Genomic DNA, 12,608 nt, shown 5'->3' on the forward strand with positions numbered 1-12,608 from the left:
GCTGGGGCTGGGCGGTGGTGTCGTCGTCGGTGCCGAAGATCTCGGCGTAGATCGGGTCCACGGCCTGCGCCGCCGGGACGCCGACCGGGATCATCCCCGGCACCGCGGCGATCCGGTCGAACGCGGCCTGCTGCGTCCGCTCCCGCCACACCCGGGCCTCCCGCAGGACCGCAGCCGCCGCGTCGAGCTGCGCGCGTGCCTCGATGAGCGCCCGGCCCAGCTTCTCCAGGCCCGCCTCGTCCAGGACGTCCGTCCCGCGCCGGGCCCGCCGGTCGGCCCGGACGAGTGCGTCGTACTCCCGCAGCCGCGCCTGGACGTCCGACTGCGCCTGCTCGTACCCGTCGGCGGCCAGGAACGCCGCGGTGACGTGGTCCTCCGCGTGCGCCAGCGCGGTGTCCACCGCGCCGGGGGACGGCGTGCCCTGCGCGACCGGCTCGGCGCCGAGCGGGATCAACCACGAGCCCCGCAGCCTGGTGTCCGGCGCGTCGGTCCGCAGCGCCTCGGCCTCCTGCTCCGTCTTCGGCGGGGCGTCCCGGTACGTCGTGACGGGCTCCGCGTGGTCCGCGTGCGGGGCCGCCGCGTCGTGGTCGTGCAGCCAGGACGGAGCGAGGTCGTGCGGCGCCCATACCTGGCGGTACACGGCGAAGTGGTCGGCGCGGAACTGTGCCCCGAAGCGTGCGCGGACGGTGTCGTCGACCGCGTGGGTGTCGGCGAGAGCGGCGTACGCCGTGTCGCCCGCCGCCAGCGCGACCGCTGCCTCCGCCTCGAAGTGGAGGTGGCCGGGGAGCGCGTTCTCCAGGCGCGCGAACCGGTGCTGCCACTCCACGACACCACCGAACAGCTCGTCCGTGCCGGAGCGTGACCCGCCGAAGGACGCGTCGAAGCCGGCCGCCACGCGCTCGCGGAAGCCGGCCGCGACCCGGCCGGCCGCCTCGTCCGTCAGGGGGCGTCCGGAGCCCGCGGCCTGCCGTTCCGCGAGCTGCTGCGCGACGACCCGGTCGGCATCGGCCAGCGCGGACAGCTTGGCGGCGGTGGCCGTCAGCTGCGTCCTGATCCGCTCCTCGCCGGTCAGTTCGGCGTACGTGGCGTCCCACCCGGCGAGCAGCTTCCCGGCCGGGGCGTCGGCGACGGCCCGGTCGAACGCGGCGTTCACCGCCGCGGCGGTGGCGTGCTGGACCGACGCCACGGCCGAGGCCAGCGCCAGGTCAGGCGCCAGAGCCGGGAAGTACCGCAGGAATTCCTGAGCGGAACCCGACGCCCCGCCCAGCGCCGCGGCGGCGTCATCGACGTCCTTGAGCGAGCGCACCATGGCGGCCTCGCGGACGGTCTGGACGACCAGCCGCGACGGCAGCTCCGCCAGCACGGCGGCGTACTCCTGGTGCCACCGCGCCAGCGCCTCGGGGTCGTCCCCGCGCGCCGCAGCGAGAGCGCCGGGCCCCGTGTGCCCGGCGAGCGCCGTGTCGAGCGCGGCGAGCTGCCGGTCGCGGACGGTGTCACGGCCCGCCTGCGAGAGGGTGTGGTCCTGCGCCCCTGACTCCTCCAGCAGCGCCTGCTGCTCATCCGTCAGGTGGGCCGCGAGGTCCGCGCCGACGGCGTCGAACTCCCGGGCCGCGCGCCCGCGTTCCGACACGTGGAACGCGCGCAGGTCCAGGGCGTCGGGGAGCGCGGCGAGCAGCTTCTGCAACTGCGCCAGGCCCGTGCGTACGTTGGCGGACAGACGGGTGCCCCGGGCGTCGGCGGGCGACGCGAACGTCGCACGGACGTGGACGTCGAGCTGCTGCTCGAACAGTTCCCGCTGCTCCGCCGCGACCTGCGCGACGAGCTGCGCGTCGGGTGTGAAGGCCGGCGACGCGGCGCCGGAGTCGCGCAGCGACAGGCTCCAGGAGTGCACGGCGCGGTCGAAGGCGGCACGGCCCCGGTCGAAGGCGGCCTCGCGGGCGGCGCGCAGAGCGATGCGGTCCTGGAAGGATGCGCGCAGCTCGTCCTGGGTGCCGTCGCCGAACTCGCGGAAACGGGACGCCTCATCGGCCAGCCGCTCCACCTGCTGGGCCGACAGCGTGTGGCCCTCGGTGTGCGCCCACTCCTCGACGGCCACCCGCACCTGCTGCCGGTACGCGGCGTCCTCGCCCGCCTGAGTGAGCAGCCGGTCGTACTCCTCCCGGAGCCCCTGCTCACCGGCGTGCATGACCGCAGCCCGCCGGCCATCGGACCCGTCGTACGAGGGGACCGGCGTGTAGGAGGCGTGCGCGCCGGCGAGCAGACCCGGCTGCTCCCGCAGCTCGGCGCCCCGCAGCAGTACGGCCATCCGCTCGGCGTACTGCTTCTGGACGGCGGACAGCGAGCCGGGGTCGCGCTCCAGGGCCTCGACCGCCTGCGCCTGGTGGAGGTGCGCTTCCCCCCTGAACCAGTGGAAGGTCTCGCGGCTCCAGGACGACTGCGGGTGGAAGTCGTAGGACTTGCTGTACGTCGTGAAGCGCTCCAGCACGTGCGACATCGGCGCGGCGAGGTCGGTCAGCCGCAGCGCCGTGGCACGCACGGTCCGGTGCGTCAGAGCCCGCCCTTCGTCGGCCGGCGCGACGCGGCTGTCGATGTACTCCTGCTCCAGCCGGGCCAGCTTGGTGTCGTACCACTCCCCGGCCCTGCCGTCCCAGCTCGGTTGGTGACGGCCGAGATCGCTCTCCCACATCCATCCGTCGGTCAGGCCGGGACGGGGCGTGAGCGGGCCCTGGCGCAGCACCGAGCGGAACTCGCGCCGCAGGCCCTCCCTGACCCCCCAGTCGGCCCGCGCCTGCTCGTAGGCGGGCCGTACCGCCCGCGCGGCGGCGTCGGCGGCTGCGCCTTCGGTGAGCCCGCGCTCGACGCCGTCGGCGAACAGGACGCTGAACTCGCCCTTGAGATCGCCGGCTTGCCGTGTGTCGCCGAAGGCGCGCAGCACCATGTCGTCGTCGAGGTGGGAGCGGTAGAACTGCCAGGACCGCTGACGGAGGGAGTCCTCCCGGTCCGGTACCGGCACCGGCTCCTGCTCCCGCTTCGGGGCGGATTCCCGGACGAGTTCCTGCTGCTGCGGTACCTGCTCGCGCGTCTCCGATTCCGCCGACCGCCGCTCCTGCGCCTGGAGCTGGTCCTGCGCGGTGTGCTTCTCCGTGCGGAGCTGCTCCGGCACCTGCTGCTGCCCGGTGAGGTCGCGGCCAGGGCCGCCCGCGGTGTCCTTGCGGCCCGCGGGGGTGTCCGCGGCGTCATCGGCGCCCGCGGCACCGGCGTCCTTCTGCGCCCGGTGCTCCTTCAGTTCCTGGGCGGTCCTGGCCTCCTTCGCCGCCCGTGCGCCGTCGAGGCCCTTCCGGAAGTCGTCGGCGCTGTGCTTCTCGGCGTCCAGCCAGCTCTTGAGGTCACTGGCGCCGGGGCGGTGGAAGTGGTCGTCCAGGGCGACCCAGTCGTGCCGGAAGGAATCCGCCACGTCGTCCGCGCCGAACCTCCGGCCGCCGTGCGGGGTGTAGTCATCGAAGACGCTGTGACCGCCGAACCGCCTCTCGAAGACCTCGCCCGCGTGACGGGTGGCGGTCCGCCGGGACTCGTCCATGGCCAGTTCGGCGTCGAAGCGGCCCAGGACGTCACGGGACTCGTTCCGCCAGGCCCGGAAGCGCGGGTCGAGATCCCCGTTCAGCAGCGGATCCCGGCCGGTCCGTACGCCGCCCAGGTGGGTGTCGGCGGCCTTCTCCAGCTCCGATGCGAGTGTGTCGTGGACCCGTTCGATGCCGTGCTCGTCGTCCAGCAGGCGGCTCCGGTCGACCTCGGAGCGCAGGGTGCGCAGCTGTGTGTCCAACTCCTCGTGGTAGCGCAGCCGTCCGGCCAGACCGCGCTCGCCCGTCATCGCCCCGATGGCCGTCCTGCTGTGCCCCGCGGCGTGCCCTGCGGTGTACGGATCGGCCCTGCCGCCCGAGGGGAAGGAACCGAACGCGTCGTCCACGGCGGCCTTGAGGTCCTTCTCCAGGCTCCCCACGGCCGCGTCGACGGCCGAACTGTCCACGTCGCGCCGGAACCCCATGTCCTGGAGCTTTGCCTCCAGGCCGGGCAGCAGCTCGCGCTCGATCCGCAGGTGTTCCGCCAGCTTCAGCGAGGTGCCGTTCAGCGCGAGGTCGGACGCCTCCCGCGTCCCCATGCCGGTCGCCCGCAGGTCCCGCATGCCGTGGTACGTGTCCAGCAGCCGGCCACGGGCGGACCGGCGCCACTCCTCGCGCCCGGTCTCCCGGGCGGCGCCGTCCCCGAGGTCGTCGGCGGCGCCGGCACCGGCGTCGTAGCGCTTCATCAGGTCGTCGACCCGCAGCTCCACCGCGCGGGCGAAGTCGAGCCGGTCGCCGATGGTGCCGACCGGGTCGCCCCCGCCGGGCCCGGCCGTCCTGGCCTCCGCCAGGTCCTGCACATACCTGTGCTTGACGAGGTGGGCGAGGCCGTCGGGCAGCGGATTCTTCCGGAACTCCGGCGTCGCCAGGGCGTCGTCGACGGCCTTGCCCGCCGCCGGATCCCAGTCGCCCTCACGGAACCGGGTGTCGAAGCGGGTGGGCAGTTCGTCGATGAGCTTCCGGTGGTACGCCGCCCAGGAGTCGTGCAGCGCGTCGCGGTCGACGTTCTTGACCAGGCCGCGCTCGGGCAGCTCGGTCAGCTTCGTGAAGTGCGCGTGCAGATCGGCGGTCGCCTCGTCCACCACCGCCTTGATGTCGGCCGCGGTGGGCTCGAACGCCGAGCGGCGGCCCACCAGTTCGTGGAAGTGGTGGGCGCCCGACTCCTCCGCGGCGACCGCGGCCCGCTGGGCGGATTCCGCGGCCCGGCCGGCCTCGTCGGCGGCGTCCGCGGCCTTCGCTGCGGCCCGCTCGGCGGCTTCGGCGGCCTCCCGGGCGGCGGCTGCCGACTCGCGGGCCGCGGCCGTTCCGTCCGCCGCCGCGTGGGTCTTCCCGCCCTGCCCGATCCGCTCGGTGGCCGCCTTGGCGCTCGCCGCGGCGTCCGTGGCCCTGGCGGCCGACTGGCGGGCCGCAGCCGCGGCGTCGTCGGCGGTCCGGGCCGCGGAGTGGGCCTCCTTGGCCTTGGCGACACCGTCGTGGAGCGTCTCGGGGGCCTGCTTCCCCGAGGGGACGGTGTGCTCGCCCCGCGTGGCGGCCCTGCCATCCGCCGGGACGGACCTCTGGGGCGCCGCGCCGCTCCGGCCGCCCTTCCCTGCGGCCTTCTCGGCGGCTTCGGCGGCCTCCTTGGCCGCGGTGGCCGCGCGCTCGGCCGCCTCGGCCGCTTCCCTGGCCGCGTCGGCGGCTTCCCTTGCGGTGCCGGCCGCCGTGTCGAACCGCTGGTGCGGCGGCTGCCAGTCCTTGGCGGCCTGGTTCACGTCGTCGGTCAGCCGCGACAGGTTCATGTTGCGGCTCTCGGCCACGTCGAGAACGGTGTCGTAGTAGTCGGTGAGCCGGGCCTGGGCGGCCTGGTGCTCGGCCGCCGCGGCGGCGGGGGACGGGCCGTCGGGGGTCCTCTCCGGGGCGTGCCACCGGACGCCGTCCATCCGTCCGTCCGACCAGATCCTGCTGTGCCCTGACATCCAGTCGTGGTGGAAATCCGCCCACATGCGGTCCGCGGTGGCCTGGTGCAACCCGCTCCGGCCCGCGGTCAGTTCGTCCCACGCCGCTTGGGCCTTGGCGGTCGTCTCCGGCAGCTGCTCCGCGCTCTCCCGCAGCTCAGGTACCGACTTCTCGATGTCGGCGAGTGACGCGTCCAGCTTCGCCAGCGCGTCGTCGACCCGGGCGGGGGAGTAGTCGGTGCCCAGGCCCTTGCGGGTGTCGGCGAGTGCCTGGTGCGTGAGGTCGTGCTGCCACGACCGCACCTGGTCGCCGTGCGCGCCAGGTCCGCCGGTGTGGCCGGAGCCGTGGGTCTGCTGGGCGTTCCACCGTTCCCAGGCGCCGCTCTCGAAGCGGAAGCGCTCGTCGATGCCCCTGTTGAGCCGGGACAGCCCGTCCTGGGTGAACTTCTGGATCTCCCCTGACCGGGTGTCGAGCGGCTTGTTCCTGAGGTCGGCGAGCAGCGTCTCGGCGTCGCGCTTCAGCGAGGCGTGGACGCTGTCGGCGTGCTGTTCCTTGGCGCCGGGGGTGCCGGCCCTGTCCGGGAGGTCCTTGTCCAGGCGGGTGGGCAGGTCGTCGACGAAGCGGCGGATGTCCTGGGTGGCCTGCACCTCGGCGTCCAGCCGTTTGATCAGGTCCTCTTCCTTCAGCGGCCACTTCTTCACGGCGAGGTCGTGGGCCACCTGCCGTTCCTTGGAGGTGAGTTGGGCCAAGGGGCGGAACTGCTGCTTCTTCGTGAGCAGCTTGCCGGCCTCCTTGTCCACCAGGTCGCCGAACGCCTGCTTCGCGCCGTCGGAGTAGCGGCCGTGCAGGGCGGCGGACTCCTCCTTGGTCAGACCGGCCCCGAACTCCTCCCAGGCGCTGAGGTGTTTGCCGACCGTGCCCTGGAACTCGATCTCCCGGCCCAGCCGGTCGGGAAGCCCGTCGCGCAGGCCGCGGGCCATCTGGTCGAACCGCTGGCCCTTGTTGCCGACCTGCCAGTGCGGTTTCGTCCTCAGCTCGCCGTACGTGGCCTTCGAGACGTGGCCCAGGCCCTCCTCGTACTCCTTGACGGCCTTGCCGACGAGGTCCGCGTCATGGCCTTCGGCGCTCCACTGCTTCCTGGCCGACGCCACCTCGGTCTCGATCCTGGCGTCCAACTTCGTCTGCATCTTGTGCAGTTGGCCGCGTCCGCGGATGGTGTCGCCGAGCTTGTCCAGCTCCTTCTGCCACTGCTGCTCGGCCTTGGCGAGAGCGCCGGCGTGCACCTCGCGGCCCTCGCGGAAGGGGGCGAAGGTCTTGTCGAACGTGCCGCGGGCGTCGCCCACCAGCTCGTCGAAGACCTTCTGACGCTCGACGTCGTCCAGCGACCGGAGCGCCTTGGACGACGCGGTGGTCTCCGTGAACCGGTCCTGGAGCTTCCGCCCGCCCTCGTTGAAGTGCTCGTCCGAGGTGAGCTTCTGGACCCGTTCGGCGGTGGCCAGCTTCCCGGCGGTGCTCTTCTTCAGGTTCTCGCTCTCGGTGGCCCACGCCTTCTCCTTGGCGGCGGCGGCCCCCGACTTCTCCGCCTGTCCCGTCGCGGCGGCGGTCCCCTCGGCCCCGGCGTGGCCGCTTCCCGCGTGCAGGGAGGCGGGCCCGCCCTGGGCGCCGGGCGCGGGCGCCTGGTGCCGGACGGAGTCGTCAGCGGTGCGGGTGACGTGGGTGCGGTCGGTGGCGTTCGTGCCCCTGGCGGCGGCTTCGTGGGACGTGCTGCCGGATGACGCCGAGGTCTCGTGCGGCTTCTGGGCAAGGGAGTTGGTCTCGGACGTGCGTCCGGCCTCGTTCCTGCTGAGGCCACCGGAGGTCTCCGACTGCGCCGCGCCCTTGGGCGGCGTTTCCTGCTTCAGCTGACCGGCGGTGGCCTTGTCGCCGGCGGGCTTGACCTCCGGGGCGCCCTTGGTGGCCGGGACCTTGCTCTCCACGACGTTCTTGGAGACCGCGGGCTCGTTCGCCAACGCGGCCCTGTGGTCGGTGCTGGTCGGCTTGTTCTCCAGCGACGGCATGTCCCCGGAGCGCACCGTCGAAGGGGACCGCTCCGGCATGCCCTTGCCCTCGGCCCCCGGGTGGAGGTCGGTCCTGGGCGTGTGCAGCGGCTTGCCGCCCTCCGCACGGAGCTTGCCGTCCGTCACTCCGGACGCGTTGACGTCCTGAGGCTTCGGGCTTCCGGTGTTCCCGGTGGCGGCATCCTGCCCCTTCACACCGTGCAGCTCGCCCCCGGGGACCGTGACGTCCCCCGCGGGATTCCTGCCGGACGGCGGCTGCGGCGACGTCTGCCGGCCCGGGTTCCGCAGCCCTTCGTCGCCCACGTTCGCGGCGCTCTTGCCCGGCGTGCCGGCCGCCCCGGGGCCGTTCCCCGGGACGGCGTGCTGCTCGGGGCGCGACGCGTGGGTGGCGCCCGGCCGTCCGTCGGTGACGTGCGTCCCGTTCGACGGCGCGGAGTTCTTGCCGGTGTTCGGTGTGGGGGCGGGTGCCACGCCCGTCTTCGACGGGTTCGCGTGCGAGGTGGTGCCGTCGAGGTCGGTCGGCCGCTGGACGGGCGGCTCGGTGGGCGGACGGCCACCGCTGTTCGGCGGCGCGACCACGTTCTCGCCGGTGCCGCGCGGAGGGGCCGTCGAGGGGTGGGGCTCGGCGCCGTTCACCGGGATCTTCGGGTTGGGGACGATCTCCCCGACCGGGCCGATCGTGTCCGTCTTCTTGGGAAGGACGTTGCCGCCGTTCGCCACGTTGCTCCCGGGGCCATCCGGGATCTTGTTGACGAGCTTGCCGTCGAGATTGCCGAGGCCCGACGGCGGGGCGAACGAGCCCTTCGGCGCGTCGAACCCGGCCGCGCCCCTGCCGCCTCCCAGCGGCGGCACTTCGGCCTTCGGGTCGAACTTCGGCGCCGCCAGCTTCGGGCCGCGGGTCAGGTCACCCAGCCCCTTCCGCAGCGCGCCGAGACCCTTCAGCCCCGGAGCGATGAGGCTTCCCGCCCCCGCGAGGCCGAGGTTGAGGCCCTCGTGCTTCCACCACTCCTTGCTCCCGAAGTCGGGCATGTCGGTGTGGGTGACGGCGGCGGCGAGTGCCTGCGCGCCGACGTCGAAGCCGAGCTGAACGACGATGTTCAGGATCACGTCGATCGCGACGGCACCGGCGTAGACGGCTGCGAGCGCGATCCCCTCGATGACGGCACCCATCGCCTCAAGCACCGAGGTCAGCGCCGCCACGATCGCGCCCAGCGGCAGCAGGACCGCCAGGGCCACGGCGGCGAGGAGGGGGAGCAGGGTGGTGATCATCATCTTGATCGCCTGCATCTTCGCCGCGTGCAGCTCCTTGGCCTGCACCTCCTTCACGAAGTCGCCGAACGCGTTGATGGCGTTGCCGACATCCCAGGCGTGATTGATGGCCGGCTTGAATTTACCGTCCCGCAGAAGGGTCCACGACCATTGGACGGCCAGCTCCCGGCCGTCCCCGCTCCATTGCATGCCCTGGACGGAGGTGTCCATGGCGGCCACTTTTTCCCACAGTGCGTCCCCGAATTCGATCCACGCATTGCCGAGGGCGTAGATGTTGTCGGCAATGGTCGGGTCGGGCTCGTACATGACGACATCACCTGGGTGAGGAGAAAGGAAAAGGAAGAAGCGCTACGGGGAACCGTCGACGAAGAATTCGCTACAGCGAACCGCCGGAGAAGAGAAGCGACCGGGGAGAAGTCAGGAGATCGGGAGTCCGGAGGTCAGAAAATTTCACCGATCGCGGTTTTGTTGGCGTCGGTCGCGTTCTCCTTCTTCCCGCTTCCGTCTCCGCCTCCCCAGGAAAGAAGCTGAGAAGCGAAGTCGCCGAACTCCTTGGAGATCGCGTCCTCCGCCGACAGGTAGTTGTTGCCCGCGAGCGTCAGCGAGAAGGCGACCCGGGCCAGCACACTGTTCGCCTGGCTCTGCTCGTCACCGGTCTTGCCGAAGAGGCTCGTCATGCAGGCGTCCAGGCGCTTGAAGAAGCTTTCCGCCTCCTCCTGGGTCTGGCCCGCCCAGCCGAGCTGGAGTGCGCCGAGCGCCTTGAAGAGCCGGGAGACCTGGGAGCCGAGGTCCTCGACGTAGCCGCCCCCGCCGTCGGGGCCGCCGATCTGCTCCCCGTAGGTCCGGAGAAGCTCACCATCGACGGTGATCTTGGCGTGTACGCCGCCGACCTGGCCGTAGACGACCGGCGTTTCGGGCGTGGGGTCCGCACCGGGGCTCACCGCTGCCTCACCCCACCCCGCCGATACCGGCGACGACGGCAGCCGCCACGGACGCGGCCTTGAGTCTGCTCATGCCGACGACTATCCGGCCCACCGCTGACGTAACGCTGATGTTCCGCTGACGTGCCCGGGGCGGAGCCCCCACCGACGGGCCCGAGCTGCGGTTTCGCACGTCCGGCAGGCGGCCTAGTGCTTCTTGTGGAAGTTCCGCGTGTTCTTCTCTTCGACCTCGTGGTACGTGTGGTACGCCGCCTGCATCCGCCGCTTCATCTCGTGCAGCAGCGTGACCAGCGTGTCCATGTTGGTGCTGAACTCGCGCTGGAGATTGCTGAAGGACGTGCTGGACGGCGACTGCCAGACGGCCTCGGCGAGGCGGAACGCCTCCTTCACGGCCGCGATGTCCTCCTCGATGGAGGAGGTGCACCCGGCGACCGTGCCGATGGTGTCGTGGAGCAGGTCGAGTTCGATCCGGAACTCTGTGAGGGTCAGGCTGTGAGAGGCCATTCGGCGACCCTAAGTGCCCGCTTCGTCCGAAGGCATGTCCCGATTCGGGGGGAGGGCCGAGGCCACCGTTCCGAGGAGGGGGGCGCCCCCGAACGGGGACCTGTCCGGAGGTCGCCGCGTCGGATGGGATGGGGCGAACCGGACCCTACCCGGGTCAGCGCGGCGGAAGGCGACTGAGGCAGTGGAACCGAAAGACTCCCGGTACGGCCCGCACCGGGTGCCCATCAAGTCGGACGGCGGCGGCGATTCGGGCGGGAACACCGACCCGCCCCCCACGGCTGAGGCCCCGCCGACGCTGTACATGCTCTGGGCGACCGCCCCGGCCATCGACACCGCCATGCCGCAGACCGAGGGCGGCGGCGGGAAGCCGACCAGGGCGGAGACCCACTCGGCCTTCAGCGTCAACGTCGGTGACATGGCCGACAGCATGACGTTCCTGCTGGACTCCTCCAGGGACATGGTCACGCGGTACGAGGCGCTCAAGGCGCTCGTCCTCAGCGCCGACGCCTCCCACACCGTCTTCGGGGAGCAGGCGACCTACACGGAGCACATCCCCAAGACGCCCCCCACCGCGGTGGACCGGCGGAACGGGCACGAGCCGACGTTCGCCGAACCGCAGGGGCCGCTCATCAAGGACGACCCGGGGGTGCGCTCGGCGGCCGAGAAATTCGGCCCGTACATGTACCCGGGCATGAAGAACGTGCTGATGGAGTGCGCCAACGCCATCGAGCTGCTCGGGCGGTACATCGTCCTGATGGACCGCGCGGGCACCTACTACGCCCGCGCCGACCACCAGTCGGTCTTCCCCGAGCCGTCCGGCAAGTCGATCGTGGGCACCTGACCGCACCGGTGCACCGGCTCAACGGGCCGTCCGGGCCCGCCGGTTCACGTGTCCTGCGTCCGGTCCGGCGGCGCGCGATGCCGCGCGGGGTGCGCCCGCGCCGCCGGACCGGCCGGTCACGCCGGGGTGCAGCTGAGCTGGACCGGCGCCGCGACGTCGTGCGCGTGCTTCGTCGACGAGGTGTAGTCGATGCCGGTGTTGAACATCCTGACGGTCACCCGGCCGCTGGTGACCTTGAACGAGCCGGGGGAAAGCCACTTGCCGCGGTTGCGGACCTGGTCGATGTCGAAGGAACCGGCCGGGGTGCCGCCGCTGCGGTCGGCGTCGTAGACCGCGTACTTGGCGGGGCTGCCGCCGACGTAAAGGATCTTCGGGTTGTCCGGCACGTACACGGCCAGCCGGCAGGACGCGGCGCCCTTGATCTTGGCGCGGTAGTCGAACTTCCACAGGACGTACTGCGCCGGGTCGTACTTCGTCGCCGACCCGGACATCGGCACGGACAGGTACCTGCCGGTGCAACCCGACCCCGTGTAACCGCCGGTGGCGGTCTTGAGCCAGCCGTCCTCCTTCTTGTTGAAGTCGGGGTCCTTCGTCCAGATCCCCGCGGTGGCGCTCGACGGGCACCCGTAGCCGGCCAGCGCGGAGAACGCCGGAACGGCGCTGCGGGACAGGGACTTGCCCTTCTCCGCCTCGGTGGTCCGGCTGGTCTTGCTGCCGGTGGTGGGCGACGGGCTCGGCGGGGTGTGCGCGGAGCCCGTGGTGTCCCGGGCGTCCGGCGCGGGCATCTTCTGTCGGCCTTCCGGAGTGATGTCCTGCCGGCCCATACCGCCGTTGCCGCCGTTGCCGCCCTGGCCCCCGGTGGTGCCGGCGGGGGACTCCTCGCCCTTCGGGCGGGGGTCGGCCTTGCCGGTGGCCGCCGCAGGTGACACCTTGTCCGCCTGGTTCTTCTTGTCGTCGGGGCTGGTGAGCGCGCCGACGGCGAGGGCGCCGAGGCCCAGCGTCACGACGACGGCGATGCCGATCGCCACCAGCCGCTTGCCCGGCTTGCCCCGTTCCCCCTCGGGGCGGACGCCGCCCACGAATGCGGAGACGAAGCCGTGCCGGTCCTCCTCGGGCAGGCGGCCCGGCGCCTTGCCGGTAGGCTGTGGGGGCTTTTCCTGGTCAGCCACGTTCGCACTCTCCAATTATCCAGCCGTAGGGACAGCGGCAAAGATACCCCGCGGATGCAAAGGCGAAAGGCCCACGGGGGAAATCGGATTCACCTTGAGTGATTTGTCGTCAGGGTCTGTATGCAACCATTGCGCAACCACGGAAGTGTCATTCCGTCGTGACCTGGAAACGGGTCCGAGGCGCCGGTACATTCTCGTCCGGTACCTTGAGGACGCGCCGAGTCGGTTCTCCGCTACTGTGTCGCTCAAGGGCTCTCGGAGTGACGCGTTGATCT

The 12,608-nt window shown here is 72.1% G+C and carries 5 protein-coding genes (1 of these 5 cut by a window edge); 1 reads left to right on the top strand and 4 read right to left on the bottom strand.

What is annotated here, in order from left to right:
* From ACIBK8_RS16400 to ACIBK8_RS16410, 3 genes are all read right to left on the bottom strand, one after another.
* Nucleotides 1-9,184: the 5' portion of a protein-glutamine glutaminase family protein gene (locus ACIBK8_RS16400; RefSeq protein WP_399042493.1), read on the bottom strand. 23,222 nt of this gene lie to the left of the window's left edge; 9,184 of the gene's 32,406 nt are visible here — the first part of the coding sequence; it begins with the start codon at nt 9,182-9,184; its stop codon lies beyond the left edge, outside the window.
* A gap of 134 nt (nt 9,185-9,318) precedes the next feature.
* On the bottom strand, nt 9,319-9,819 hold the full coding sequence (locus tag ACIBK8_RS16405) for a hypothetical protein (RefSeq protein WP_399042494.1): 501 nt from the start codon (nt 9,817-9,819) through the stop codon (nt 9,319-9,321).
* 186 nt (nt 9,820-10,005) lie between these two features.
* Entirely contained in the window at nt 10,006-10,323 is a 318-nt protein-coding gene (locus tag ACIBK8_RS16410) for a WXG100 family type VII secretion target (RefSeq protein ID WP_399042495.1), read from the bottom strand.
* Nucleotides 10,324-10,504: 181 nt separating this feature from the next.
* On the opposite strand from ACIBK8_RS16410, the gene ACIBK8_RS16415 reads away from it, so the two are divergent.
* Nucleotides 10,505-11,164, top strand: a complete 660-nt coding sequence (locus ACIBK8_RS16415; RefSeq protein ID WP_399042496.1) for a hypothetical protein — start codon at nt 10,505-10,507, stop codon at nt 11,162-11,164.
* 116 nt (nt 11,165-11,280) lie between these two features.
* On the opposite strand, the gene ACIBK8_RS16420 is transcribed toward ACIBK8_RS16415, so the two are convergent.
* Entirely contained in the window at nt 11,281-12,333 is a 1,053-nt protein-coding gene (locus ACIBK8_RS16420; RefSeq protein WP_399042497.1) for a hypothetical protein, read from the bottom strand.
* Nucleotides 12,334-12,608 lie beyond the last annotated feature (275 nt).

Origin of the sequence: Streptomyces sp. NPDC050161, from assembly GCF_044460025.1 — a bacterium.
Classification (GTDB): Bacteria; Actinomycetota; Actinomycetes; order Streptomycetales; family Streptomycetaceae; genus Streptomyces.